At 68.4% G+C, this 25,902-nt stretch carries 27 protein-coding genes; 18 read left to right on the top strand and 9 right to left on the bottom strand.

Annotation, left to right across the window (positions count from 1 at the left end; translation table 11 throughout):
• Positions 1 to 48: 48 nt before the first annotated feature.
• A complete protein-coding gene (locus tag TPAU_RS21795) occupies positions 49 to 669 on the bottom strand; it encodes an Rv3235 family protein (protein ID WP_013125753.1) in 621 nt (206 codons plus the stop codon).
• A gap of 95 nt (positions 670 to 764) precedes the next feature.
• Here TPAU_RS21795 and TPAU_RS05420 point away from each other — a divergent pair, with 95 nt between their 5' ends.
• The 5 genes from TPAU_RS05420 to TPAU_RS05440 all read left to right on the top strand — a co-directional run bounded on the left by TPAU_RS05420 (position 765) and on the right by TPAU_RS05440 (position 5,992).
• Positions 765 to 2,171, top strand: a complete 1,407-nt coding sequence (locus TPAU_RS05420) for a WS/DGAT/MGAT family O-acyltransferase (protein WP_013125754.1) — start codon at positions 765 to 767, stop codon at positions 2,169 to 2,171.
• The gene (locus TPAU_RS05425; RefSeq protein WP_013125755.1) at positions 2,168 to 2,701 is read left to right on the top strand and encodes a DUF6912 family protein; all 534 of its coding nucleotides are present in this window, start codon (positions 2,168 to 2,170) and stop codon (positions 2,699 to 2,701) included. The genes TPAU_RS05420 and TPAU_RS05425 overlap by 4 nt, the downstream gene beginning before the upstream one ends.
• A 102-nt stretch (positions 2,702 to 2,803) precedes the next feature.
• Positions 2,804 to 3,400 carry a hypothetical protein gene (locus TPAU_RS23095; RefSeq protein ID WP_013125756.1) on the top strand — a complete coding sequence of 199 codons (597 nt, stop codon included), beginning with the start codon at positions 2,804 to 2,806 and terminating at the stop codon, positions 3,398 to 3,400.
• Positions 3,401 to 3,481: 81 nt separating this feature from the next.
• The gene (locus TPAU_RS05435; RefSeq protein ID WP_013125757.1) at positions 3,482 to 4,627 is read left to right on the top strand and encodes a ferredoxin reductase; all 1,146 of its coding nucleotides are present in this window, start codon (positions 3,482 to 3,484) and stop codon (positions 4,625 to 4,627) included.
• Positions 4,628 to 4,735: 108 nt separating this feature from the next.
• Positions 4,736 to 5,992 carry a fatty acid desaturase family protein gene (locus TPAU_RS05440; RefSeq protein ID WP_013125758.1) on the top strand — a complete coding sequence of 419 codons (1,257 nt, stop codon included), beginning with the start codon at positions 4,736 to 4,738 and terminating at the stop codon, positions 5,990 to 5,992.
• 64 nt (positions 5,993 to 6,056) lie between these two features.
• Here TPAU_RS05440 and TPAU_RS05445 read toward each other — a convergent pair whose 3' ends face one another.
• A complete protein-coding gene (locus TPAU_RS05445; RefSeq protein ID WP_013125759.1) occupies positions 6,057 to 6,422 on the bottom strand; it encodes a hypothetical protein in 366 nt (121 codons plus the stop codon).
• 275 nt (positions 6,423 to 6,697) lie between these two features.
• On the opposite strand from TPAU_RS05445, the gene TPAU_RS05450 reads away from it, so the two are divergent.
• The 6 genes from TPAU_RS05450 to msrA all read left to right on the top strand — a co-directional run bounded on the left by TPAU_RS05450 (position 6,698) and on the right by msrA (position 12,945).
• Positions 6,698 to 7,984: a fatty acid desaturase family protein gene (locus TPAU_RS05450; protein ID WP_013125760.1), complete on the top strand. Its 1,287-nt coding sequence runs from the start codon at positions 6,698 to 6,700 to the stop codon at positions 7,982 to 7,984.
• 39 nt (positions 7,985 to 8,023) lie between these two features.
• A complete protein-coding gene (locus TPAU_RS05455) occupies positions 8,024 to 9,433 on the top strand; it encodes a fatty acid desaturase family protein (protein WP_013125761.1) in 1,410 nt (469 codons plus the stop codon).
• Positions 9,434 to 9,537: 104 nt separating this feature from the next.
• Positions 9,538 to 10,905, top strand: a complete 1,368-nt coding sequence (locus TPAU_RS05460) for a ferredoxin--NADP reductase domain-containing protein (protein ID WP_013125762.1) — start codon at positions 9,538 to 9,540, stop codon at positions 10,903 to 10,905.
• Positions 10,906 to 10,966: 61 nt separating this feature from the next.
• Complete coding sequence (locus tag TPAU_RS05465) at positions 10,967 to 11,863, top strand: metal-dependent hydrolase (RefSeq protein WP_245537848.1); 897 nt, start codon at positions 10,967 to 10,969, stop codon at positions 11,861 to 11,863.
• Entirely contained in the window at positions 11,860 to 12,321 is a 462-nt protein-coding gene (locus tag TPAU_RS05470; RefSeq protein WP_013125764.1) for a GNAT family N-acetyltransferase, read from the top strand. Before TPAU_RS05465 ends, TPAU_RS05470 begins: the two co-directional genes overlap by 4 nt.
• A gap of 87 nt (positions 12,322 to 12,408) precedes the next feature.
• Positions 12,409 to 12,945 (top strand): peptide-methionine (S)-S-oxide reductase MsrA, encoded by a 537-nt coding sequence (gene msrA, locus TPAU_RS05475; protein WP_013125765.1) that lies wholly within the window; start codon positions 12,409 to 12,411, stop codon positions 12,943 to 12,945.
• 21 nt (positions 12,946 to 12,966) lie between these two features.
• On the opposite strand, the gene rsgA is transcribed toward msrA, so the two are convergent.
• Both rsgA and aroA read right to left on the bottom strand, forming a co-directional pair.
• The gene (gene rsgA / locus TPAU_RS05480) at positions 12,967 to 13,959 is read right to left on the bottom strand and encodes a ribosome small subunit-dependent GTPase A (protein ID WP_013125766.1); all 993 of its coding nucleotides are present in this window, start codon (positions 13,957 to 13,959) and stop codon (positions 12,967 to 12,969) included.
• Entirely contained in the window at positions 13,956 to 15,248 is a 1,293-nt protein-coding gene (gene aroA / locus TPAU_RS05485; RefSeq protein WP_013125767.1) for a 3-phosphoshikimate 1-carboxyvinyltransferase, read from the bottom strand. The genes rsgA and aroA overlap by 4 nt, the downstream gene beginning before the upstream one ends.
• 71 nt (positions 15,249 to 15,319) lie before the next feature.
• Here aroA and TPAU_RS05490 point away from each other — a divergent pair, with 71 nt between their 5' ends.
• The 3 genes from TPAU_RS05490 to TPAU_RS05500 are packed head-to-tail and all read left to right on the top strand — an operon-like array spanning position 15,320 to position 17,460.
• Positions 15,320 to 16,207, top strand: coding sequence for a hypothetical protein (locus TPAU_RS05490; protein ID WP_013125768.1), 888 nt, complete (start codon positions 15,320 to 15,322; stop codon positions 16,205 to 16,207).
• Positions 16,208 to 16,239: 32 nt separating this feature from the next.
• The gene (gene soxR / locus TPAU_RS05495; RefSeq protein WP_013125769.1) at positions 16,240 to 16,695 is read left to right on the top strand and encodes a redox-sensitive transcriptional activator SoxR; all 456 of its coding nucleotides are present in this window, start codon (positions 16,240 to 16,242) and stop codon (positions 16,693 to 16,695) included.
• Positions 16,696 to 17,460, top strand: a complete 765-nt coding sequence (locus tag TPAU_RS05500) for an SOS response-associated peptidase (RefSeq protein WP_013125770.1) — start codon at positions 16,696 to 16,698, stop codon at positions 17,458 to 17,460.
• Positions 17,461 to 17,466: 6 nt separating this feature from the next.
• Here the strand turns inward: TPAU_RS05500 and TPAU_RS05505 are convergent, their stop codons facing one another.
• Positions 17,467 to 19,026 carry a trypsin-like serine protease gene (locus TPAU_RS05505; protein ID WP_013125771.1) on the bottom strand — a complete coding sequence of 520 codons (1,560 nt, stop codon included), beginning with the start codon at positions 19,024 to 19,026 and terminating at the stop codon, positions 17,467 to 17,469.
• A 399-nt stretch (positions 19,027 to 19,425) separates the two neighbouring features.
• On the opposite strand from TPAU_RS05505, the gene TPAU_RS05510 reads away from it, so the two are divergent.
• Positions 19,426 to 19,800, top strand: a complete 375-nt coding sequence (locus TPAU_RS05510) for a hypothetical protein (RefSeq protein WP_013125772.1) — start codon at positions 19,426 to 19,428, stop codon at positions 19,798 to 19,800.
• An 80-nt stretch (positions 19,801 to 19,880) separates the two neighbouring features.
• Here the strand turns inward: TPAU_RS05510 and TPAU_RS05515 are convergent, their stop codons facing one another.
• From TPAU_RS05515 to ybaK, 3 genes are all read right to left on the bottom strand, one after another.
• The gene (locus tag TPAU_RS05515; RefSeq protein WP_013125773.1) at positions 19,881 to 21,233 is read right to left on the bottom strand and encodes an NAD-dependent succinate-semialdehyde dehydrogenase; all 1,353 of its coding nucleotides are present in this window, start codon (positions 21,231 to 21,233) and stop codon (positions 19,881 to 19,883) included.
• Between the two features lie 145 nt (positions 21,234 to 21,378).
• The gene (locus TPAU_RS05520) at positions 21,379 to 23,484 is read right to left on the bottom strand and encodes an SDR family oxidoreductase (protein ID WP_013125774.1); all 2,106 of its coding nucleotides are present in this window, start codon (positions 23,482 to 23,484) and stop codon (positions 21,379 to 21,381) included.
• A 68-nt stretch (positions 23,485 to 23,552) separates the two neighbouring features.
• Positions 23,553 to 24,041 carry a Cys-tRNA(Pro) deacylase gene (ybaK, locus tag TPAU_RS05525; protein ID WP_013125775.1) on the bottom strand — a complete coding sequence of 163 codons (489 nt, stop codon included), beginning with the start codon at positions 24,039 to 24,041 and terminating at the stop codon, positions 23,553 to 23,555.
• Positions 24,042 to 24,191: 150 nt separating this feature from the next.
• Between ybaK and TPAU_RS05530 the strand changes: the two genes are divergently transcribed.
• From TPAU_RS05530 to rsrA, 3 genes are all read left to right on the top strand, one after another.
• Positions 24,192 to 24,656, top strand: a complete 465-nt coding sequence (locus TPAU_RS05530; RefSeq protein ID WP_041944300.1) for a nitroreductase family deazaflavin-dependent oxidoreductase — start codon at positions 24,192 to 24,194, stop codon at positions 24,654 to 24,656.
• 102 nt (positions 24,657 to 24,758) lie between these two features.
• Complete coding sequence (locus tag TPAU_RS05535) at positions 24,759 to 25,439, top strand: sigma-70 family RNA polymerase sigma factor (RefSeq protein ID WP_013125777.1); 681 nt, start codon at positions 24,759 to 24,761, stop codon at positions 25,437 to 25,439.
• Entirely contained in the window at positions 25,436 to 25,717 is a 282-nt protein-coding gene (gene rsrA / locus TPAU_RS05540) for a mycothiol system anti-sigma-R factor (protein ID WP_013125778.1), read from the top strand. The genes TPAU_RS05535 and rsrA overlap by 4 nt, the downstream gene beginning before the upstream one ends.
• 75 nt (positions 25,718 to 25,792) lie before the next feature.
• Here the strand turns inward: rsrA and TPAU_RS23815 are convergent, their stop codons facing one another.
• Complete coding sequence (locus TPAU_RS23815) at positions 25,793 to 25,867, bottom strand: 50S ribosomal protein bL37 (RefSeq protein WP_371820987.1); 75 nt, start codon at positions 25,865 to 25,867, stop codon at positions 25,793 to 25,795.
• Positions 25,868 to 25,902 lie beyond the last annotated feature (35 nt).

The following is a 25,902-nucleotide window of genomic DNA, read 5'->3' on the forward strand; positions in this document are numbered from 1 at the left end:
GTTCGGGCGAACCGGTGCCGCACCGACACCGAAGCATGCGGCGCCGCGTCACGCGGCCGTGGTGAAAGCGACCCAGCGCCATCGTCCGGAAGTGGACTCCACTCGTCCGGCGGCGGCGAGGATCCGGTCGCCGCGGCTGTAGGTGAGGAACACCTCGGCACCGATCTCGGGATCGTCGGTGCGGGGACGGGGCCGGGGTGCCAGCACACGCGGCGCGGCGACGTGCACGCGGCCCCAACCGGTCACCTGCGCGGCCTCGGCCTCGGCGAGTACCCGCAGCACATCGACCACGGTGCCCGAGGCGATCGCCGTGAGGTGCTTCGCAGGCCGGCGCCGCTCCAGTACTTCGAAGAGCGGCCGCAGCGTGGACAGGACGAATCGGCGCGCGTCCGGGTGCACCGCGGCCACCGGTCCGGCCGGTGCCGGGGCGAGCGTGCCCTCGGTCCGGCGTGCGGCGGGTGGCGCCGGGACGGGCGGCGCCGGGGGTGCGGGATCGCGACGCGCACCGAACGGCACCGCCGCGGGCTCGGCGTTCGGTGCGCGGAGGATGCCGAATCCGGACCAGGACGGATCGGCCGCGATCTCGGTTGCACGCTGCGGTGTGCAGTGCCGTGTGCGCGTTCCGCCACCTGGCGCGACGATGATTGCCCCCATATCGGTTAGACGCATCAGGGCGGCGTCAGGATCCCACCGGGCGGCGGGCCGCTCAGCGTATGCTGACGCGGAAAACGCGACGGAGCAGGTGCAACGGTGGGGAGGCGTGGATGAAGGGCAGGCTCGGCCAGTCCGATGCGGAGTTCTACGCGCTGGAGGACTCGACGACGCCCACGCACGTCGGGTCGCTCGCCATCATGCAGCGCCCGGCCGGGGGATTCGACTACGAACATCTGCTCGCGGCGATCGAAGAGCGGCCGGCCGAGGTGCCGCGGTACCGGCAGAAGGTGCGCAGCGTGCCGCTGGGTATCGCGCGGCCGGTGTGGGTGGAGGACCGCGACTTCGACATCACCTACCACGTGCGGGTGTCCGCGCTGCCGCAGCCGGGCAGCGACGATCAGCTCCACGATCTGGTGGCCCGGTTGAACTCGCGGCCCTTGGACCGGGAGCGGCCGCTGTGGGAGGTGTACCTCATCGAGGGTCTGGGCGGAGACCGGCTGGCGGTGTTCACCAAGACCCACCTCGCGCTCGTCGACGGTCGTGCCAACGTCGACCTGATGCAGTTGCTGCTCACCTCCGATCCGCGCCGTCCCGAGCCGCCCGAGGACCTGTGGATGGGGCAGCACGAGCCGAGCGACGGCGAGCTGGTGATGGGTGCGGTGATCGATCTGCTGTCCCGCCCGGCGCGGACCGCATCGATGATCCAGGCGATGGTGGGCGAGGTCGCGGACTCGATCGGCGGCCTGCAGGAGAACGCCGCCGATGTGATCGAGCGGGCATCGAGTCTGGTGCGTGCGCGTACCGCGGTGACGCCGGTGCGCTCGCTCAACGTGCCGATCTCGCGGAGCCGCAGGTTCGCGGTGGCCACGATGGATCTCGACGAATTCCGGCGGCTGCGCGCGGCGTTCGGCTGCACCGTCAACGATCTTCTGCTGTCGGTGGTGGCGGGCGGCCTACGCACCTGGCTGATCTCGCGAGGGGAGCCGATCAGTGCCGGTACCGAGGTGCGGGTGCTGGAACCGATCGCGGTCGATGATGTGGGCTTGGGCGTGGGCGAGCAGGTACGGGCGTACATCGTCCGGCTACCGGTCGCCGAGGGCAATGCGGTGGTGCGGATGCGGCAGATCGCGCACGGTGCCGCGGCGCAGGTGGACCGGAACCGTCAGGTGGCGGCGCGGGCCCTCGCGACCAGCGGCGGCTTCACCCCGTCCACCCTGCACGCGCTGGGCGCGCGCACCGCGATGAGCGTCTCGCCGCGCTCGTTCAACATCCTGGTGACCAATGCTCCGGGCCCGCAGACACCGGTCTTCCTGGCCGGAGTCGAGGTCGAGCAGGTGTACCCGGTGCCTCCGCTCATCGCGAACCAAGTGGTGTCGATCGGCATCACGTCGTACAACGGAAAGGTGTACTTCGGTCTCAATGCCGACCGTGATGGCATGTGGGACGTGATCTCGATGACCGAATTCCTCTACGAGGCGCTGGATGAGCTGGCGTCGTCAGCGAAAGGCGATCGATGACAGTCCGGGTGTACGTGCCCTCCACTCTGGCCGGCCTGCAGGTGCTGCAGCGCGATGGCGAGCTGTTCCCGTTGGGCGGCACGGTGTTCGGTGTGACGCCCGCGCTGCGCGAGGCGTATACGGCGGGCGACGAGGAGGAGTTGGCCGAGGCGGCGATGCGCCACGCCGCGCGGGCCTCCCTGCGCCTGCTGGCCGTCGACGACGAGGATGCGCCGGCCGCGGCGCCGGACGGAGCGGACCCGGATCCCGTTCGCCGCGTAGTGATCACGGTCGACGTGCCGGCCGCGAAGGAGCGCCCCGATCTCGATGATGCGGTGCTCAAGGTGAGCGAGCCGATCCGGCTCAAGGACGTGCTCGCCGTGCACGTGGACGTCTCGGAGGCGGAGCCGGCGGTGACCCGTGCGGCGCAGGTGGTCGATGCCGCGGATCTGGGCGACGAGGACGCCGAGCTGGCGGTCGGCGATGCCGAGGATCACGATCTGGCCTGGTATGCGACGCAGGAACTGCCGTTCCTGCTCGAACTGCTGTGACCCGGGTCCGGCCGGCTTTCCGGAGCCGCTGTTGGCGCGCGACGGTTTGGTAGGGTGCGGAAAAATGATGACGGGTACTGCGACGATGGGCCGATTCGACCAGTGAGCACGACGACCACAGACGGTGACCACGCCGACCGGGCCCCGTCGCAGACGCCGCGCTCGCAGCCGTCGGTGACCACCACGGTCACGGTCACGGTGCTCGTGATGGCCCTGCTCGCCGCCGCGGTCGCCTTTGGCCTGCTGTGGAATTCGCAGCGTGAGGAGCTCGACCGCCGGAATGCGGCGAACGCCGACCGGATGCACGCGGAGAAGGTCGCGGCGGACTACGCCGTCGCCACGTCGACCTTCGACTACCGCGATCTGGGGCCGTGGCGCGTGGCGCTCACCACGGGCGTCTCGCCCGAGCTGAAGGCGAAACTGGAAGCCTCGGTGGGCGCGATCTCTCAGCTCATGCAGCCGTTGCAATGGGTCTCCAAGGGCACGCTGCTCGATTCGGTCACCCGGTCTCAGGCGGGTGAGGTGTACGTCGTGGCGGTGTACATCAGCACGCAGACCAGCACCGTGCAGTCGCCGAACCAGGAACCGAAGCCCGCGTCCTTCACCATCACGTTGGACAAGGGCAAGGACTGGCAGCTGACCGAGGTCGGTTCGGATCTCCAGCCGGTGGGCGGGGGAGCGGCCACCCCGCCGCGCTGACGGCGGAGAACCGGGACGATCAGCCTGGGACAAGTTCACAGGAATTGTCCCATCGGCCTGCGGCCCTCTAGTCTCAGCGGCATGAGCAATTCGTTCCGTGCTTTCCGTGACTGGCTCGAAGCCCCGGCCAAGAACGTCTCCGCCGAGCATCCGCGTACCAATCTGGTGCGCGGTGCGGTGGCACGGCTGACCACCCCGCTGCTGCCCGACGACTACCTGCACCTGATCAACCCGCTCTGGTCGGCGCGTGAGCTGCGCGGCAAGATCGTCGGCGTCCAGCAGGAGACCGACGAATCGGTGACGCTCACCATCGAGACCGGCTGGGGCTTCAACACCAAGTACGAAGCCGGCCAGTACGTGGGCATCGGCGTGCTCGTCGGAGGCAAGTGGACCTGGCGCTCATACTCGCTCACCTCGGTTCCCGATATGGGGACCGGCCGCGGCCCGCGCGAGGTGTCGATCACCGTGAAGGCCATGAGCGAGGGCTTCCTGTCGAACCATCTCGTCTCGGGCGTCTCCGAGGGCACCATCGTGCGGTTGCAGGCACCGTCGGGCGATTTCACTCTGCCCAACCCGCTGCCGCCGAAGGTCCTGTTCCTCACCGCGGGCAGCGGCATCACCCCGGTGATGGCCATGCTGCGCACCCTGGAGCGCCGCGGTATCCCCGCCGGCACCGACATCGTGGCCGTGCACTCCGCCCCGAACGCCGATGCAGCGCTGTTCCGTGACGAGCTCGAGGCCTTCGACGCCAATCACGACAACGTGACCGTGCAGCTGAGGTACACCCGCGACGCGGGCCGGCTCACGCCACAGAATCTCGGTGAGGTGGTCCCGGACTGGCAGGACCGGCAGACCTGGATCTGCGGCCCCGGCGTCTTCCTCAACGACATGGAGGTGGCCTGGAAGGACCGCGGTATCGAGTCGCGCCTGCATCAGGAGCGGTTCACCGTCGAGCGTGCCGATGTCTCGGCCTCGGGCGGCGATGTCACCTTCCTCAAGGCGGGCAAGACCACCGAGGTCGACGGTGCCACCACGCTGCTGGAGGCGGGCGAGGCCGCGGGTGTGCAGATGCCGTTCGGTTGCCGCATGGGCATCTGTCAGACCTGCGTGGTGCAGCTCGCCGACGGTCAGGTCCGCGATCTCCGCAGTGGCGATCTGCACACCGAGGGCGAGCGCATCCAGACCTGTATCTCGGTGGCGGTGGGAGACTGCTCGCTCGACGTCTGACCGGGGGCTTTCGCCAGGTCGATCACATGCGTTGACAGCCTACGGCGCCGTAACTTACGGTTGCGTAGGTTAGAGACGGCTTCGACCGACCACGAAGGACGGCCCCGCATGGCGATCACCGACATCCCCGAGTACGCGCACCTCACGGACGCGGACGTGGAGGCGTTGGGGGCCGAGCTCGACGCGATCCGGCGCGATATCGAGGCCGTCCGCGGCGAGTCGGACGTCCGATACCTGCAGCGCACCATCGCGGCGCAGCGCGGTCTGGAGGTGGCGGGCCGACTGATGCTGCTGGGCGCGCACAAGCGCGGCTTCTGGTGGGGGTCGGCGCTCTCGCTGGGGCTGGCGAAGATCATCGAGAACATGGAGCTCGGGCACAACATCATGCACGGGCAGTGGGACTGGATGAACGATCCCGAGGTGCACTCGACCACATGGGAGTGGGACAACGCCGGCACCTCCCGGCTGTGGAAGCACACCCACAATTACGTGCACCACAAGTACACCAACGTCCTCGATATGGACGACGACGTGGGCTACAAGACGCTCCGCGTGACCCGAGACCAGCCGTGGACCCCGTTCAACGCCGGAAACCTGGTCTACAACACGCTTTTGATGCTGCTCTTCGAGTACGGCGTGGCGATCCAGCACCTTGAGCTCGGGCGTGCCGCCACCAAGTGGAACAAGCCCTGGTTCGACCGCGCGGGTTTCAAGGCCGACGCCGCCGACGTGGGCCGCAAGATCGGCCGGCAGGCGCTCAAGGACTACGCGGCCTCGCCTCTGGTGGGCGTCCCGTTCGGCGGCAAGCGCGGCTGGCGTACGGCGCTCACCGCCACGATCACCGCCAATGTGATCCGCAACGTGTGGACCAACGCGGTGATCTTCTGCGGCCACTTCCCTGACGGTGCCGAGAAGTTCACCAAGCAGGACGTCGATAACGAGACGCAGGCGCAGTGGTACCTGCGCCAGATGCTGGGCAGTGCCAACCTCTCCGGCGGCCCGGTGATCGACTTCCTCTCGGGCAATCTGAGCTACCAGATCGAGCATCACCTGTTTCCCGACCTGCCGTCGAACCGGTTGGCGGAGATCGGCGTTCGCGTGCGCGCGCTCTGCGAGAAGTACGACCTGCCGTACACGATCGGCCCGCTGCACGTGCAGTACTACAAGTCCTGGCGCACCATCGCCAAGCTGTCGCTCCCGGACAAGTACCTGCGCGACACCGCCGACGACGCCCCCGAGACCGCGAGCGAGGCGATGTTCGCGGGCACCGAATTCGCGCAGCCGCGGCTCGATGAGCGCACCGGCCGCCGGTTCGGCCTCAAGGCCGCTCGCGAGGCGGTCCACGCCCTGCGCGGCCGTCGCTGACGCCGCAGCCGAGCCCGCCCGGGCACCGTGACGGTGCGCGGCGGGCCCGGGGCGGCGATGTGTCCTACTTGCCGCCGAACATCTGATCCAGCTTCGCGAAATCCTCCTGCGCGGAGCCGCTCGCCCGGGTGCCGGCGTCGGTGTTGATCAGTGCCTTGCGCTGCTCCAGCGTCAGGCCGGGCTCGGTGAAGGGATCCACCGGCAGGCAGGCGGCGTCCCGGTCGGCCTTGATCGTGCCATCGGGGTTGATGAACGCCGTGCACTTGGGGAGGTTGTCGGCAGCCGGAGCGGCGGCAGCCGTTCCGCTGCCCGGCTCGGCGTTCGCGGTGCCGGTGAGCGCGAACCCGCCGATCACGGCGCCCGCGGCGACGGCCGAACCGGCCACGGCGGTGAGGATGCGGGTGCGGGGCGAGGTAGTGGTGGTACGCATGCTGCGTTCTCCTTCTGTAGGTGACTGCCGCACGGTGTTTGCGACATCACCCACAGTGCTGAGCGCATGTCCCAGCCCGGAACCAGCCACGTCCCGGAACCGACGCAAGTCGGCGCCTGTGCGGTGTGACCGACCTGCGACGAGTGCGCGTCCGCGATGTGACATGGACCCCACGTGGGACAACAATCGTGATTTCGTCCCACGGGGCTGTTACTCTCGACATCGTTCGAAGACGACGGCCGCCGCATGCGGTCTGACCGATTGGGGATCGCCTCGTGGCTATCACTGACATCGCGGAGTACGCGCACCTCACCGACGCCGACATCGAGGCGCTCGGTGCAGAGTTGGACGCGCTGCGTCGTGAGATCGAGGAGAGCCGCGGCGAGGAGGATGCCAAGTACATCCGCCGCGTCATCAAGAGCCAGCGCGTCGCCGAGACCGCCGGTCGCGTCTTCGGCCTGGCCGCCGGCATGAAGGGGTGGAAGGGCAAGGCCGCGTGGGCCGCCTCCGCCGCGTGCCTGTCGTACGCCAAGGTCATTGAGAACAACGAGCTCGGCCACAACATCATGCACGGCCAGTGGGACTGGATGAACGATCCGGAGATCCACTCGGCCAACTGGGAGTGGGACTCCGCCTCGGACGGCAAGTTCTGGCGCCACACCCACAACTACATGCACCACAAGTACACCAACGTCACCGATATGGACGACGACATCGGCTACGGCATCCTGCGCGTCACGCGCGATCAGCCGTGGGAGCCGTACATGCTGTTCAACCCGGTGTACAACGTGATCCTGGCGACCGGCTTCCAGTACGGCAAGGCCGTCCAGCACCTCGAGCTGATGAACGCGATGAAGGCCATGTTCAACGGCGGTGAGCAGTACGCCAACTACGACTGGCCCGAGTTCCGCCGGCGCCTGAAGATCGTGCTCACCAAGATCGGCAAGCAGACCGCCAAGGACTACGTCCTGTTCCCGGCCATGGCCGTCCCGTTCACCGGCGCCCGCGGCTACAAGAAGGCGGCATCGGCCAACTACGTCGCCAACACCGTGCGCGACGTGTGGGACCACATGACCATCTTCTGCGGTCATTTCCCGGACGACGCCGAGAAGTTCACCATCGAGGACATCGACAACGAGACCCTCCCCGAGTGGTACCTGCGCCAGATGCTGGGCACCGCGAACTTCGAGGGCAGCAACGCCCTGCACTTCATCTCCGGCCACCTGGGCCGGCAGATCGAGCACCACCTGTACCCGGACCTGCCGTCGAACCGGTACAACTACCTCGCGGCGCGGGTCCAGGAGATCTGTGAGAAGTACGACCTGCCGTACAACACGGGGTCGATCTGGCGGCAGTACGCGGAGTCGTGGCGCACGATCATCAAGCTGTCGCTGCCCGACAAGTACCTCAAGGCCACCGTCGACGATGCGCCCGAGACCCACTCGAACAAGCGCTTCTACGACGAGACCGGCGTGACCACCGTGGTCAAGGGCGAGATCGACGCCGAGGGCAACCGTCGTGGCCTGCGCAGCCACGTCCAGGAGTTGGCGGCGAGCAAGTAGCGGGCGAGATCGCAGCGCACACGGCGTAGCCTTAGAGACGTGGCTATCACAGATGTCGGCGAGTACGCACACCTCGATGACGCCGACATCGAGCAGCTCGCGCGGGAACTCGACGCGATCCGGGCCGATGTCGAGAGTTCGCGCGGCGAACGGGACGCGCGGTACATCCGCGGCGTGATCCGGGCGCAGCGCGCTCTCGAGGCGGCCGGTCGGATCGCGATCCTGGGCTCCAAGAACCGGTGGTTCTGGAGCGCCGGCGCGGGCATGCTCGGGCTCGCCAAGATCATCGAGAACATGGAGCTCGGGCACAATGTGATGCACGGGCAATGGGATTGGATGAACGATCCCGAGATCCACTCCACCACGTGGGAGTGGGATATGGCGTGCCCCGGAGCGCACTGGAAGCACTCGCACAACTTCCTGCACCACAAGTACACCAACGTCGTGGGCAAGGACCTCGACGTGGGCTACGGCGTTCTGCGGGTGACCCGCGACGAGCAGTGGCAGGCGAAGCGGTCGGCGCAGTTCCTCAACAACCTGTTCCTGGGGCTCACCTTCGAGTGGGGCATCGCCCTGCACGATATCGAGCTGGCCCAGGCCTTCGCGGGGAACAAGCCCTGGTCGGAGACTCGCAAGCAGCTGCGCGAGATGGGGATCAAAGCCGCGCGGCAGCTGGGCAAGGATTTCCTGATCTACCCCACGATCAGCAAGGCCGTCGGCGGCTCGTTCGGCCGTACCCTGAGCGCGAACCTCACCGCGAACGTGATCCGCAATGTGTGGACCTACGTGGTCATCTTCTGCGGGCACTTCCCCGACGGCGCCGAGAAGTTCACCACCGAGTCCATCGTCGATGAGACCCCGGGCGAGTGGTACCTGCGCCAGATGCTGGGCAGCGCGAACATCTCCGGTGGCCGCACGATGGACTTCCTCACGGGCAACCTCAGCTACCAGATCGAGCACCACATGTTCCCGGACCTGCCGTCGAACCGGCTTTCCGAGATCAGCGTGCGGGTGCGGGAGATCTGCGAGAAGTACGACCTGCCGTACACCGAGGGGCCACTGCTGCGGCAGTACTACCTGTCCCAGCGCACCATCGCCAAACTCTCGCTGCCCGACCGGTGGCTGCGCGCCACGTCCGACGATGCGCCCGAGACGGCATCCGAGCTGCGCTTCGCCGCTGCGCGCGAGCGCCTCGCGCACGCGCAGGAGGCCGCGCACGAGCGGTTCGTGCACGCCCAGGAGAACGCACACGAGCGACTGGTGCATGCGCAGGAGAACGCGCACGAGAAGCTGGTGCACGCACAGGAGGCCGCGCACGCGGCCCAGGAGACGGTGCAGCGGGTGGGCCTGCGTACCGCCATCGCCGAGCTCGGCCGCAAGCGCGTCGAGGAGCGGCACCAGCGCCGCCGTGACCGGCGCCGCGCGCGCCGCGGCTCCCTCACCGACTGAATCCACGTCTCGACGATCCTGGGGCGGGAACCGTCCGAGGCGTAGATTGGTTCGTCGAGCCGTCCGGAACGTCGATGTCCGGGTTGTCGATGGGAGGTCTGTCAATGGCGCCGCTGCGCGTAGCGATCGTGGGATCCGGGCCGTCGGGGTTCTTCGCCGCCGGAAACCTGCTCGAACAGGACGATATCGAGGTCACGGTCGATGTCTTCGACCGGCTTCCGACTCCTTTCGGCCTGGTCAGGTACGGTGTCGCCCCCGATCACCCCGCGATCAAGTCGGTCACCAAGATCTTCGACCGCACCGCGCAGCACGAGAACTTCCGCTACTTCGGCAACGTCGAGGTGGCCACCGACATCACCGCCGCCGAATTGGCGCAGTGGTACGACGCGGTGATCTACGCGATCGGTGCCTCGGGCGGCCGCCGCCTCGAGGTCGACGGTGCCTGGCTCCCCGGTAACCATCCGTCCAGCGACTTCGTGGGGTGGTACAACGGCCATCCCGACCGCTGCGATCTGGACGTCGACCTCGGCGTCGACCGGGCCGTGGTGATCGGTAACGGCAATGTGGCGCTTGACGCCGCGCGCATCCTAGTGACCGATGTGGAACAGCTCGCCGGCACGGATATGGCCGATCACGCTCTCGATGCGCTGCGCGGCTCCGCGGTGCGGGAGGTCGTCGTGCTCGGCCGCCGCGGCGCGGAGCACGCGGCTTTCACTCCGTCCGAGATCGCCGAACTCGGCAAACTGCCCGGGGTCGATGTGATCGTCGACCCCGCCGACGTTCCGGCCGAAGACAAGGAGCGCGATAAGGCGCGGCCGCCGGTAGAGCGCAACAACCTCAAGCAGCTGCGCAGACTCGCGGCGCAGGAACCGTCGGGCGCGGATCGCCGCATCGTGCTCAAGTTCCTCCGGTCGGTGGTCGGTATCGGCGGCGAGGGCAAGGTCGACACCGTCTCGATCGCCACGAACGAACTGGTCGAGGGCGAGGACGGCACGGTCGAGGCGCAACCCACCGGGCAGGTCACCGAGCACGCCGCCGGCTTGGTGGTGCACGCCGTCGGCTACCACGGCACGCCGATCCCGGGAATCCCGTTCGATACCGAGCGCGGCGTGTTCCGCAACGCCGACAGCCGCATCGTGGGCTACGACGGTGCGCCGCTGCCCGGTCACTACGTGGTCGGCTGGATCAAGCGCGGACCGTCGGGGGTGATCCCGACGAATCGGGATTGCGCCCGCGACACCGTCTCGGTGCTCCTCGCCGATGCCGCCGCCGGCACCCTCGCGCGCAGCGAATTCGATGGGGCACAAGTGGAGTCGATCATCACCGAACGGGTGCCGAACCTCGTCGAGTACGACGGCTGGGTGGCGATCGATCAGCACGAGACCGCGCTCGCGGCGCCGCTGGAGCGCCCCCGGGTGAAGCTCACCAGTGTCGACGCGATGATCGACGCGGCGCAGGCGGCCGTCGAGTAGCAACCCTCTTGACATCACGGACCGACATGATAGAAAGTCTCTATTATTCTCTCATGTAGGAATGCTGGAGGCTGCGATGTCGGGAGCGGTGAAGCACGAGTCCCTGGAGCTGCACGCACGGGACGTGACCTTCGACTGGTCGCAGACGCCCCTGGAGTGGATCGCCGGAGAACCCTTCGCGAGCAAGGGGATCGCGGGTGTCCTGCACATGGTGCTACCCGAGGGCGAGCGATGGTTCTGCGAGGCCTACACCGAAGCACTGCCGTACATCAAGGACGAGGAGCTGGCCCGCACCGTGCGCGGCTTCATCGGCCAGGAGGCGATGCACGCGGCCTCGCACGACGCCGCCGTCGGCGAGTATCTCGAACGGCTCGGTGTGGACACCGGGCCGTTCCTGCGCCAGATGGAGTTCGCGTTCCGGCGCATGCTGGGACCGCGCGACTACCGGTCGGGCAAGGCGCGCTACAACGATCTCGTGCAGCGGTTGTGGCTGATCGCGGCGGTCGAACACTACACCGCGATCCTCGGCGTGTTCGTGCTGAACAATCGCTGGCATGAGTACGAGCTCGACCCGGTGATGGCCGACATCTGCCGGTGGCACGGCGCCGAGGAGGTCGAGCACCGCGCCGTCGCGCACGACGTGGCGATGTACTTCGACCCCAGCTACCTGCACCGCTGCCGCGCGATGCTCACGATCGTGTTCTTCATGCTCACCTTCTTCCCGCGGGCGTCCCGGTTCGTCGACCGGGCCAGCACGGGCCGGCGGCAGAACCTTCCGTCGTTCCTGTGGCAGTACCTGCGCGCATCGCACAAGGGCATCGTCCCGCCCATCCGCTCGGTCGTGTGGTCCACGCTGCTCTACTTCAATCCCCGTTTCCACCCGGACAGCATCGGCTCCACGGAGCAGGCCGTGGCCTACCTCGCCACCTCGCCCGCGGTGCGCGCCGCGGGCCGGTGACACAGGCGATCTCGCGCGCCGATTTCGCTGACCCGGCGCTCGCGGAGTTCCTCACGGCGCACCTCGCCGATATGGCACCGACGGCCCCGCCGGAGAGCCAGCACGCCCTGGGCTTGGCCGACCTGCAGGATCCGGCGGTCCGGCTGTGGACACTGCACGAGGACGGCGCGTTGCTGGGCACCGTGGCGCTGGCCGCCTTCCAACCCGGGCACGAGGAACTCAAGAGCATGCGGGTCGCGCCGGACACCCGGGGGCGGGGAATCGGGCGGCGGCTGCTGGTCTTCGCGATCGACGACGCGCGCGCCCGTGGTATCGCCCGGATCTCGCTGGAGACCGGCAGTCAGGAGTTCTTCGCTCCCGCCCGCGCGCTGTACCGTGCCCACGGATTCACCGAGACCGGCCCGTTCGGCGACTACATCGTCGACCCCAACAGCACCTACCTGACGCTCGGGTTGTGATCCTCGCGCGCACCGGAATGGCCGGCGTACCGTCGCTGTTGGAGTAGTCGGCGGCAGAACCCGATCGGGCCGCCGGAGAGGGAGCTCATGACCGACACCGGCACCATCACCATCACCGACGGCACGGAGACCGCTGTCCTCGCGGGCGGCTGCTTCTGGGGTATGCAGGATCTGATCCGCAGGCAGCCCGGCGTCCTCGCGACCCGCGTCGGCTACACGGGCGGCAGCAATCCGAACGCCACCTACCGCAATCACCCCGGCCACGCGGAAGCGGTCGAGATCGTGTTCGATCCGAACGCCACCGACTACCGCAGCATCCTGGAGTTCTTCTTCCAGATCCATGACCCGTCCACGAAGGACCGGCAGGGTAACGACATCGGGTCGAGCTACCGTTCCGCGATCTTCCCGCTGAGCGCCGCGCAGGAGGAGATCGCGCGCGAGACCATCGCCGATGTCGACGCCTCCGGGCTGTGGCCGGGCAAGGCCGTCACGACGATCGAGCCCGCCGGCCCGTTCTGGCAGGCCGAGCCGGAGCACCAGGACTATCTGGAGAAGTTCCCCGACGGCTACACCTGTCACTTCCCGCGGCCGGGCTGGAAGCTGCCCAAGCGCGCCGACGCCTAGGCCGACGGGTCCGGCCGGGCGTCAGGCCCAGTCGGGGGTGGCGGACAGGTCCGCGAGCAGGCCGCGGACCGCCATCGCCCGGCGGTGCGCCGTCCCGTCCAGGTGATCCAGGGCGCACTCGGGGTCGGCGGGCGGGCCGAGATGCGTGCATCCCCGGGGACAGTCGGCGGTCGCCTCCGCGAGATCGGGGAAGGCCGCCAGCACGTCGTCGGTGGAGATGTGCGCCAGCCCGAAGCTGCGGATGCCGGGGGTGTCCACCACCCACCCGCCGTCGGGTAGCCATAGCGCCACCGACTGCGTCGAGGTGTGCCGGCCCTTGCCCACGCCCGAGACCACACCGGTCGCGCGATTCGCATCGGGCACCAGCCGATTGACCAGCGTCGACTTGCCCACGCCGCTGTGCCCGATGAGCGCGGTGACGTGCCCGGTGAGCAGATCGTGCGCCTCATCGAGTGGATCGCCCCGGCCGGCGACCAGCACCTGAAGGTCGAGATCGGCGAACTGGGCGGTGAATTCGTCTGGATCGGCCAGATCGCTCTTGGTCAGGCACAGCACCGGAGTGAGGCCGCCCGCATAGGCGGCGATCAGCGTGCGCTCGACGAACCCGGTGCGTGGCGGCGGATCGGCGAGCGCCGTCACGATGAGGAGCTGCTGTGCGTTCGCCACCACGATCCGCTCATACGGATCGGTGTCGTCGGCGGTACGGCGTAGCACAGTCGACCGCTCATCGACCCGCACGATCCGCGCCAGGGTGTCCTTGCGCCCGGACAGGTCGCCCACCACGCCCACGGAATCGCCGACGACGATGGGGGAGCGGCCCAGCTCCCGGGCGCGCATGGCGACGATGATCCGCTCGGGGTCACCGTCGAGCGCGCAGCCCCAGCGGCCCCGGTCCACCGAGACCACCATCGCGGTCGCGGCATCGCTGTGGTCGGGCCGGGTCTTGGTGCGCGGACGGCTGCTCTTGCCCGGTCGCACCCGGACATCGGACTCGTCGTATTCGCGGCGACTCAGGACGAGGCCCCGTCCCGAAGGCCCAGCAGGCCCTCCCACATCGCGGGGAAATCAGGCATGGTTTTGGCGGTGGTCGCGATGTCCTCCACCTGCACACCGGTGGTGACCAGGCCGAGGATCGCGCCCGCGGTGGCCATCCGGTGGTCGGCGTAGCTGTGCCAGAGTCCGCCGTGCAGCGTCGCGGGCTCGATGCGCAGGCCGTCCTCGGTCTCGGTGCAGTGTCCGCCGAGGGCGCTGATCTCGGCCGTCAGTGCCGCGAGGCGGTCGGTCTCGTGGCCGCGCAGGTGGGCGATGCCGCGCAGATGCGAGGGCGTATCCGCGAGCGCGGCCAGGGCGGCGACGGTGGGCGTGAGCTCGCCGATATCGCGCAGGTCCCAGTCGACGCCGTGCAGACCGCCGGTGCCTCGGCCCGTGAGCGCGCCATCGGCGTGGGTCACCTCGGCGCCCATCTCCGCCAGGATGTCGGCGAATTGGACGCCCGGCTGGGTGGACTGCGGGTTCCAATGCGGGACCGTGACGGCGCCGCCGGTGATCGCGGCGGCGGCGAGGAAGACGGTGGCGTTCGACAGATCCGGCTCCACCGTCCAGTCGTGCGCGTGGAGCCCGCCCGGTGCCACCCGCCAGGTGTTCGGTTCGGCGGTGTCGACATCGGCGCCGGCGGCGCGGAGCATGTCGACGGTCATCTCGATGTGCGGCATCGAGGGAACGGGCTTCCCGTCGTGGTGCACCGTGACGCCCTCGGCGAAGCTCGGCCCGCTGAGCAGTAGGCCGGAGACGAACTGCGAGCTCGCGGACGCGTCGATGGTCACGGTGCCACCGCGGATAGGTCCTTCGCCGTGCATCGTGAAGGGCAGGCCGTCGCCGTCGATCCGGGCGCCGAGGCCGCGGAGCGCGTCGAGCACGGTGCCCAGCGGCCGGATCCGAGCCTGCGGGTCACCGTCGAACCGGGAACTGCCGCGTGCCCCTGCGGCGAGCGGGGGCAGGAAACGCATCACCGTGCCGGCGAGGCCGCAATCCACCGCGGCGCCGTGCAGAGCGCCCCCCGTCACCGCAACCGTGGTGTCGGTAAGGAAATTCACGTCCACGCCCAGTGCGGTCAGGCCGCGGGCCATCAGGTCGGTGTCGCGGCTGCGCAGGGTGTTCGTCAGCGTCGATGCCGACGATGCTTGTGCGGCAAGGATGTACGCGCGATTGGTGATCGACTTGGAGCCGGGCAGCGCGACGGTGCCCGTGACCGGACCCGGCGCGAGGGGCGCATTCCACAGCTCCACCAGCCCATCCTTGCACATGAGGGTGTCCTGATCTCCGTGCTACCTTGCTCGGCAGAAAGTCGCCTAGGAAACACCGCCGGGAGAACTCGATGAAGCGCACTTCTCTGTCCGTGGGGGTCGCCGCCTCCGTCGCCGCCGTGGCCACCGTCGCCACGGTCCTGGCGCCGTCGGCCGTCGCCGATCCGCCCAAGCCTGCGCAGCCGCCCGCCAACAAGGCGGGTGAGCTGGTGATCGGCTCGGGCAATCTCCCGGATTCGGTGAACTTCTCCGGTGCCGTGCTCTCCGGTGCGGCCGCGGGCTGGAACGCCGCCTGGGCGTCGCTGAGCAAGGCGCGGGTCGAGCCCGCTGAGTGCAAGGCGCTCTACGCCGGCTTCCCGATCCCCAAGGGGACCGACACCGCGCAGACCAACGGCTCGGTGCGCGGCACGACCTGGTCGATGGTGGTCTCGAAGTTCGCCGTCGACCTGGCGCCGCAGCGCGCCGCGCTCCCGAAGTGCGCCACCTTCAAGGCGTTCAACGGCGATATCGTCAACGAGGTCAGCGTGCGCACCATCGCCGTGACCGGTGCGCCGGACGGCCTGGGGTTGGAGTTCGTGCAGAAGTCCAAGCGTGGCAGCCAGGTCCAGTACCTGACCTCGCGCCAGTACACCGCCGTGGTCAACGGCGTCACGATGGCGCTGCGCGGCGGCAAGGAGTCGCGTGAACCGTCGCCGTACATCGGTGCCGACGATCAGGTGGCGGTCGACCTGCTGACCACCCAGATCGCGATTCTCTCGAAGCCCCCGCAGCCCGAAGCCCCGGCCGCCACCTCGCCGTCGGCGAAGCCCGGCGCTCCGGCACCGTCGGCGAAGCCCGGCGCTCCGGCACCGTCGGCGAAGCCCGGCGCTCCGGCACCGTCGGCCAAGCCCGGCGCTCCGGCACCGTCGGCGAAGCCCGCGCCTGCCGCGTCGGCCGCACCGAAGCCCGCGGCCCGCTGATCCCTGAACAATTGTCCAGGTAGTCTGGCGGGGTGGAGTCCACCCGGGAATTCAGCGTCGGCCAGCTCGCCGCGCGCAGCGGCGTGGCGGTCTCCGCGCTGCACTTCTACGAGCGCGAGGGCCTGATCACCTCGCGTCGCACCGCGGGGAATCAGCGCAGGTTCTCGCGCGAGACGCTGCGCCGCGTCGCTTTCATCCGGATCAGCCACCGGGTCGGGATTCCGCTGGCCACGATCCGCGAGGCGCTGGCCACCCTGCCGGACGGTCGTACGCCCACCAAGAAGGACTGGGAGCGGCTGTCGCGGCACTGGCATGACGACCTCTCGCACCGGATCGATGAGCTGACCCGGTTGCGCGACAACCTCACCGACTGCATCGGCTGCGGTTGCCTCTCGATGGCTTCGTGCTCGCTGGCGAACCCGCACGATGCGCTCGCCACCACCGGCGCGGGGCCGCGCCGCGTCTTCGACAGTTTCGAGGGGCAGTAGATGTGCGGACGATACGCGGTCACCACCGACCCCGCGCTGCTCGCGGCGGAGATCGACGCGGTCGATGAAACCGAGGGCACCGAGCTCGATGTGCCCGGCTACAACGTGGCCCCCACGACCACGGTGGTCGCGGTGGTCGCCCGGCATTCGCGGGAGCAGCCCGACGATGCCGCCACGCGGCGGCTGCGTGCCATGCGATGGGGGTTGCTGCCGTCCTGGCAGAAGACCCTCAGTGGGCCGCCGCTGTTCAACGCGCGAGCGGAGTCGGTGGCCGAGAAGCCGGCCTTCCGCGCCGCGCTGAAGACCAAGCGGTGCCTGATCCCGATGGACGGCTGGTACGAATGGCAGGTGCTCGACGACCCCGAGCAGGTCAGGAAGCCACGTAAGCAGCCGATGTACCTCACGCCGGTGGACGGCACCCGCATGTACATCGCCGGCCGGTGGTCGGTGTGGCGTCCGGCCGGAGCGGGACTGGACGTTCCGCCGACCCTATCGGCCACGGTGCTCACCACCGATGCGGTGGGCCCGCTGCGCGCGGTGCACGACCGGATGCCGCTCGTGCTCACGCCCGAGCGGTTCGACGAGTGGCTCAGCCCCGACGGCCCCGCCGACCCGGATCTGTTGCTGCCGCCGGGGCTCGACGTGGCCGAGAGGATCGAGATCCGGCCCGTCTCCGCGCTGGTCAACACTGTCAAGAACGATGGCCCTGAGTTGATCCGGCGTGCCGAACCGGGCAGTGAACCGGGACAGTTGAGCTTGCTGTAGCCGGAGTCAGGCCGCACCTGGTAGGTCGCAACCGGGCCGGGAGAGGTCGATCGAGTCCCGGGTCAGGCACCGTGCGAGCGCGTCGATCTGCTGGCCGTAGGAGCGCCCCTTGACCGCGGTCACGGTGCCGTCGGCCGCGATCTCGCACGGGTTGTCGTCGGTGCACTTCTCGCCGTCGGTGTTGGAGCTGTTGTTGACGCCGACCACGGTGCGGCCGTCGGGTGAGATCAGCGGCGATCCGGACTCGCCGGGCACCGACGAGCAGTCCCGATACCGCACCGAGTCTCGCTGTTCCCAGTCGCCTTCTCGCACAGTCGGTACCACGGCCTCGGCCGAACAGGACTTGCGTGCGGCACCGGTGTTCATGGAGAACCGATCTCCGGGACGGATGGGTGTCGTCGCGAGATCGAAGACGGTGGCGCCGCGCGCGGCCACCTGGGCATAGGTCGAGTCGAGGCGGTAGACCGCGACATCGGTGCGGCTCATGGTGGCGTAGACGAGACGATCGGCGCGCACCGTGGTCACCGACTCGCCGGTGCGGCCCGCCGCCAGCATGGTGCGGTTCGAGGGCTGGTTCACCGTTGCCCCACCCGGCGCCGGCCGGTCGCCGCTGACGCAGTGCCCATTGGTGAGCACCATGGCGGGGGCATCCGGAGTGGCCCCGGGCGGCCGCACGATCGAGCCGATGCAGTTGCCCAGGAGCACCGCGCCGGCGACGTCCGGGGTCGGCGGCGCGTCGGGGACGATCGTGTTGTTGATGATGCTGTCGATCCAGTCCCGCTGCTGGGTGAGGTCCATGTAGAGACCGGGCCCCTTGTCGTCGTTCGTGCCCGGACCGCTGACCACGCCCGCGATGACCCATGCGCCGTTCTCCTGCACCAGGGCCGGCGAGCCGGAATCGGCGTTGCCGATGGTCGGCCGCCCGTCCTTGCCGCCGATGCACAGCGGGCGCGGCGTATCCGAGCCCTGGATGTTCGGGCAGGCGCGGGCATCCTGCACTGCGGTCTCGGCGGTGCGGAGCTCGCTCGGATAACACTGGGGATCACGCATCTTCGCCGGATCCGAACACGTGGAGCCCCACCCCATGATCCGGGCGGGCGTGCCCGCGGCGGGGGTCTTCGATGCGATGGGGATCGGGGTGGCACGCACCGGTCGTTCGAGCCGTAGCAGCGCGATATCGCGGAGCAGCCAGTCGTATCCGTCTTCGCGCGCTTCGGTCGGGGTGCCCAGGCGATAGAAGCGATCGACACCCACCAGTTCACCGCCCGTGCCCGTGTTCGTCGACCCGATCCGCACGGAGGCGCGCATCGGGCCGGTGGCCGCATCGCCGGCGTTGCCGAGGATCGCGCAGTGGCTCGCGGTGACCACCCACTGCGGTGCGATCAGCGTCGTGCCGCAGCGGTGGTTATCGGGGGTCACCGCATCGCCGGGCAGCTCGACCTGCAGAGAGCCAAGGGACGGCGGCGCCTCCGGGGCGACCTTCCCGCCGATGATCGCCCCCGCCGGCGGTCCGCCGGCGAGGGCCAACAGTGCTGTTCCGATGAGGATGATGACCAGTCGTCGCATGACCTCAACCCTCATCTGATGAGGTCTCAGCGTCGTCGTCGTGAGGTAACGGTCTCGTACTAGTCGGAGCCCGGGCCGCAGCGCAGCGACTGGGCAGGCGTGGGGCATCGGCAGTCTGGGAAAACATTCGTTACGCAGACTATCTGAAGGGATATGAATCTGATTGTCGGATTTATAGGATTAACGAACACGTAAGAGATCACGATTCAATAACGTTGTGCCATGATGCTTGAGACTGCAATTGGTCGTCAGTTAACGTTTCAAACAGCATTCGTAGGGCGTCTAATAAGTGCATTTGAGCGGACTTCCTGGGCGGGTTCCCGGGAAGGAGATAATGATCGCCTGCAATTGCTGCGCGACAATCACCCGATGTTCTGACACGTATAAGGAGAGTGAACTTTGAGCATCATCACCAAGGCGTTCTCGGGCGCCATTCTGGCTGGAATTCTTGCTTCAGGCGTCAGTGCGGTTGTGGCTCCGGCCGCGAATGCCGAGCCTGCACAGTGTGCGGACTGGCGCAACGTGACGGCCGCCAGCTCGGACACAAACGCCGAGAAGGCGGGCATCGCAGCCATCAAGGTCTACACCGAACGAGGTGGAAAGGACGGCGCAGCGGGGGCTCAACTCGGCGCGGCGATTATGGAATTCTTTAACGCCTGCGATGGCACGATTACCGGTGAGATAAAGAAGGCGCTCGACAGTATGAATACCCAAGAGATTCAGAAGTCTCGCGAAGAATCTCTGAAGAATAATCCAGTCAGGCCTGGAATCTAATATTCTGACGCCCGGCGATATGCCGATCAGTGCGGTGGGCGCGGTGTGTGCCCACCGCACTGAACTCTATGGCAGTCGTCCTACTTCACGGTGCGGATCAGCTTCTTGTTGAGGAATTCCTCGATGCCCAGGGGACCCATCTCGCGGCCGAAACCCGAGCGCTTGATACCGCCGAAGGGCAGTTCCGCTCCCTCGGCGAGCACACCGTTGACGAACACCATGCCCGCCTCGATCCGGTCGGCCACCCGGGCGGCCTGCTCCGGATCGGTGGTGAAGACGTACGAGCCCAGACCGAACGGAGTGTCGTTGGCCAGCGCGACGGCCTCGGCCTCGCCCTCCACCCGGTACACCGTGGCGACGGGACCGAACAGCTCCTGACGGAACGCCGGGTTGTCCTCGGTGACACCGGTGAGCACGGCCGGCGGGAAGTGCGCGCCGCGCCGCTCGCCGACGATCGCGAGGGTGGCGCCGCCGGTCACGGCTTCCGCGAGCTGCTTCTCCAGATTCTCGGCGGCCCGCTCGGACGAGAGCGGGGCGATCGAGTCGGTGGCGGCCAGGATCTTTTCGGTGAACTTCGCGAGGAAGTCGTCGTACAGCTCACCGGTCACGATGAACCGCTTCGCGGCATTGCAGGACTGACCGGTGTTGTCCAGCCGCGCCGCCACCGCCGATTCGACGGTGGCGTCCAGATCGTCGGTGGACAGCAGGATGAACGGATCCGAGCCGCCCAGCTCCAGCACGCACTTCTTCAGGTTCCGCCCGGCCACCTCGGCGACCGCAGCACCCGCGCGTTCGGAACCGGTCAGCGAGACGGCGGCGACCCGGGGATCGGCGATGATCTCGGCCGCCTGCTCGTTCGTGGCGCGGATGTTCACGTACGCGCCCGACGGAAGCCCGGCCTCGTTGAAGATCAGCTGCATCGCCTCGGCCGACTCCGGGCACTGCGGCGCATGCTTGAGCAGGATGGTGTTGCCCGCGGCCAGGTTCGGGCCGGCGAACCGGGCCACCTGGTAATAGGGGAAGTTCCACGGCATGATGCCCAGCAGCACGCCGATCGGGCCGCGCCGGATCACGGCGGAGCCGTCCCCCTCCAACAACTGCACGGGCTGGTCGGCGAGCAACTGTTCCGCGTTGTCGGCGTAGTAGGTGTAGATCGCGGCCGAGAAGTCGACCTCGCCGAGCGCGTCCTCCAGGGGCTTGCCCATCTCGCGCTGGATGATCTCGGCCAGCATCTGCCGTCGTTCGGTGTGCAACTCGGCCACCCGGCGGATCAGCGCTGCGCGGTCGGCCACGGTCGATTCCAGGGGCCAGGTCCGCGCCGCGTGCGAGGCCGCGGCCAGCGCGGCCTCGATCTCGGCCGGCTCCGCGGTGGGGTAGGTTTCGAGCACCTCACCGGTCGCCGGGTTCGTGACTGCGTACTGGACGTCGACCATTGTGGGATCTCCTCGTGGGGGATGGAAAACAGGTTCTCTCCAACGATAGGCGTCCGCCGCGATGGGCGTGCGCTGTCGGCGCGACTGCGGCGCGAACAGCCGCACTCGGGCGCGTCCGGCCCGAGCCGCGATCACCGATCGTGCGTTACCAGTTGATACCGGGCAGCCGGTTGAGGGTCTTGCGGGCCAGCCGACGCAGGCCCTGGTCGCCGGAGATGCCGAACAGCGGGCTGGCCACCGCGGTGGACAGGTCCTTCGATAGATCCTTGGTGGCGGCGAGCCGCCCGCGCGGCGTATCCACCTCGGCCACAACCGCTTCGATGGCATTGACGTCACGTTCGCGTCCCTCGGCCGCGGCCGACTCCGGGAACAACAGGTAGCCCTGGTGCTGCGCGGCCGCGGAGATCCGCGGGGACAGGAACTGGCCGAACTGGGCGAGTGTGCCGAGCGGGGTGTCGATCCGGCGCGGCCGTTCGACGATCGCCCGCACCACGATCTGGCCGGCCTTCTCGACCGACAGGGCCATGGCGTTGTCGTAGCCTTCGGTCGGCTCGATCATCCGGGTGCGGGTCAGCGGCATGTGAATGTTGGTGAAGGTCACGTGATCCGACACCGTCTCCGAGGCGGTGATATCGCTGAACGCCTCCAGCGCTGATTTGGACGCGATGTACGCCGCGAACCGCGGTCCGCGAACCTGCACGCCGATCGACGACAGATTCACTACATGACCGGACTTGCGGGCGGTCATGTGCGGCAACAGTTCCAGGATCAGATACACGGCGCCGAAGTAGTTGACCGCCATGGTCCGCTGATAGTCGTGGGCGCGGTCCACGGAGTTGATCGTGGATCGCCGGATCGATCGGCCGGCACCGTTGACCAGCACATCCACGTGGCCGTGTTCGGCGAGGATCTGCTGCACCGTGGTGCGCACCGCCTCGGGGTCGGTCACATCGCACTGGTAGGCGCGCACCGTGCCCTTCGGGACGCCGGGAATCCCGGGCTCGGCCTCGATTTCGGCCACCGCTTCGGCCAGGTCCTCCGGCTTGCGCGCCACGATGAACACGTGGGCGCCCTTGGCCGCCGCCTGCTTCGCGGCTTCCTTGCCGATGCCCGATGAGCCGCCGGTGAGCAGGATGTGCTTGCCCACCAGGGGGCCGCGGGGATCGTCGCGCCGGTTGCGTGCCGGGTCGAGATTCTGCGCCCAGTACTGGAAGATCCTGGGGCCGTACGACTTCAGGCGCGGCAGTCGTACTCCGAGCCGACGCAGGATGGCGTGCGTGGCGGCCGAGTCGAACCGCGTGTTGTAGAACGGGTAGTCCAGGACCGACGGGGGAATGCCCAACTGCCGGGCCACGGTGTCGCGTAGGGCGCGGACCTCGTTGCGGCGGCCCACGCGCGCCGCGAACTCGCCGAGCGGTGCGCCGGGGAGCGAGACCGTCTTCGGGCCCGAGAAGGCCGGTGCGACCGCGTCGTACAGCGTGGTCATGCTCTGGCCCTTGGGGTCGGCCAGGTGGTACACAGTGCCCGGCGGTGCCGGGGTGGTCACCAACGCGACCAGGGCCGAGGCCACGAAGTCGACCGGCACGATGTTGGTGTAGCCGAGGTTGGCGAAGGGCACCCGCAAGTGGTGCGGGATGGTGCCCATCAGGCGCAGGAACGGGAAGAAGTAGTAGGGCCCGTCGATCTTGTCGCCGGCGCCGGTCACCGAATCACCGACCACGATCGAGGGGCGGTACACCTGCCACGGCACATCGGATTCGCGCACCAGCTGTTCGGCCTCGTACTTGGTGCGGTGGTACGGGCTGGGGAAGCTCTGCCCCACGTCGAAGTCGGTCTCCGCGTACCGGCCCTCGTAGTTGCCGGCCACGGCCAGCGACGAGACGTGATGCAGAGTGGCGCCGAGCGCCCGGGTCACGTCGATCACGTTCCGGGTGCCGTCGACGTTGGTGATCTGCTGGGCCTCCTCGGGTGCCTCCATGTCGTACAGGGCGGCGAGGTGGATCACGTGGTCCACACCGGCGGGCAGATCGCCGGGGGAGATGCCCAGACCGGGCTCGGTGATGTCGCCGGGCACCGGTACCACCTGGGGCGCCGATTCGTGGCCCAGATCGGCGATCAGGCGCTCGAACCGGGGCAGTGACTGATCGCGGACCAGCACGTAGATCGTCGCGTCGCGGTCGGCGGCGGCGAGGCGCGCCACAACGGCGCGACCGATGAAGCCGGTCCCGCCCGTGACGAAGTAGCTGGCCATGCCTTGCAACCTACTTCCCGTGACCGGCCGCCGACAATCCGTGCGCGGCCGCGCTCACCCCCTGATTATCACGGTGCGGCGAGCGGCGCCACCACCGCGGATGTCACAGTCACCAGGTCCGATGGTGCCAGCTCGACCTCCAGGCCCCGTCGCCCCGCGGAGCAGAAGACGGTCGCGAAGGCGAGGGCCGACTCGTCGAGGGCGGTCGGTAACCGCTTGCGCTGCCCGAGCGGTGAGACGCCGCCCAGCACGTATCCGGTCACCCGGCGGACGTCCGCCGGATCAGCCATCGACGGACGGTGCAGGTTGAGTGCGGCGCCCGCCGCCTTGAGGCTGAGCTTGCCGGACGTGGGCACGATCGCCACGGCGAGCCGCGTGCCGTCGGTGATCACGAGCGTCTTGAACACCCGCGCCGGGTCGTGCCCGAGCGCCTGCGCCGCCTCGCCGCCGAAGGATTCCGCGCGCGGGTCGTGGGTGTACTCGTGGGTCGCGAACGCGATCCCCGCGGCCTGCAGCGCCGCGATCGCCGGCGTTGCCGCGGCGTTCTTCTTCCCCATGTCAGTTGATCCTAGAGACCCGCGTTATCCCCTCCTCCGCGTTCTGGCCCCCTGTGCGTCGCCGCGGGGACCGGTCGTGGTGGAGGGGAGTACGAGGAGATGCGCCCGGGTGGTGCCGAGCTCTTGATAGCCCAGCGATACGGTCGATTCATGGGACGAATCAGCGATCTGCTGTCTGCACTCGCGACGAAGGCGCTGCAGACGCGAGCCCTGGCGCGCGCTCCGATCTGGCTGTACCGGCACGACCTGGGCGCTCTGCTCGGTGGGCGGATGGTGCTGATCGAGCACACCGGCCGCACCACCGGCGAGCCCCGGTACGCGGTGGTCGAAGTGGTCGACCGGCCCGGCCCGGACGAGGTGATCGTGTGTAGCGGCTTCGGCGAACGCGCGCAGTGGTACCGGAACCTGCGCGCCACCCCGGAATGCGCGCTCACGCTCGGACGGCACCGGCGTCCCGCACACGCCGACCTGCTCGACCGAGAGGCTTCCGACCAAGTGCTCGAGCGCTACCAGCGCAGTCATCCTGCGGCATGGCGTCGCCTGCGCGGCGCCATCGAACAGGCCACGGGTGCGCCGGTCGAGAGTCTGCCCATGGTTCGGTTCACGCTGAACTGACTCGTGAGCGCCGGGAACAAGGCCGGGCGCGATGCTGTTGCAGAGTTCGTGAGTGCAGGTAGCGCAGGAGCGGTTCTCGAGCGACCGGTAGCCTTCGGTGGCATGACGGACGGCGACATCACGGATGTGACCGAGCTGGACCAGGCGAGCGGCGAACCCGACACCGAGGTCGAGTCGGAAGAGCAGCTCACGGCCCGGTTCGAAGCCGAGGCGCTGCCCCTGTTGGACCAGTTGTACGGAGCGGCGCTGCGAATGACGCGCAATCCCGCCGACGCCGAGGATCTGGTGCAGGAGACCTATGTGAAGGCCTACAGCGCCTTCCGCAGCTTCCGCAAGGGCACCAATCTCAAGGCGTGGCTGTACCGGATCCTCACCAATACCTACATCAACGGTTACCGCAAGAAGCAGCGGCAGCCCGCGCAGTACCCCACGGACGAGATCACCGATTGGCAGCTCGCGGCCACGGCGGAGCACAGCTCCACCGGACTGCGCTCGGCGGAGATCGAGGCACTGGACGCGCTGCCCGACGACGAGATCAAACAAGCGCTGGCGAAGCTCCCCGAGGACTTCCGCATGGCGGTGTACTACGCCGACGTGGAGGGATTCCCGTACAAGGAGATCGCGGAGATCATGGGAACGCCCATCGGCACCGTGATGTCGCGGCTGCACCGCGGCCGACGGCAGCTCCGCACCGAATTGGAAGGGGTCGCGCGCGAGCGCGGCTTCCTGCGGGCCGGTGCCGCCGATACGGATGGCGGCACCGATCAGGAGGGTGAGAAGTGACGTACTCGGCGGACGGCAATCCGGACCTGGAGCTCGACTGCTCCGCGGTGATGGCCGATATCTGGCTGCTCCTCGACAACGAGTGCGATGCCGAGGCCAAGGCCCGGCTCAAGGCGCACATCGACGGTTGCTCGCAGTGTCTGTCGCACTACGGGATCGAACAGCAGATCAAGGCGCTGGTGGGCCGCAAGTGCGGCGGTGACCGGGCGCCCGAGGGGCTGCGCGAGCGATTGACGATCACCCTGCGGCATACCGAGGTCCGCTACCGCTCGGAGTGACCGGAGACGGAACGAGGGCCCGTCGGCGATGTGCCGACGGGCCCTCGTTCTCGAAAAGCTCGCGAACCTGAGCGATCAGGAGTTCGGGCGCTTGCCGTGGTTGGCTGCGTTCTTCTTGCGGCCGCGCTTCTTACGTCCACGCTTTCCCATGGCGGTCTCCTTCCTGGCCTCGGGCGAATCTCAAT

The sequence above is a fragment of the Tsukamurella paurometabola DSM 20162 genome, assembly GCF_000092225.1.
Taxonomy (GTDB): Bacteria; Actinomycetota; Actinomycetes; order Mycobacteriales; family Mycobacteriaceae; genus Tsukamurella; species Tsukamurella paurometabola.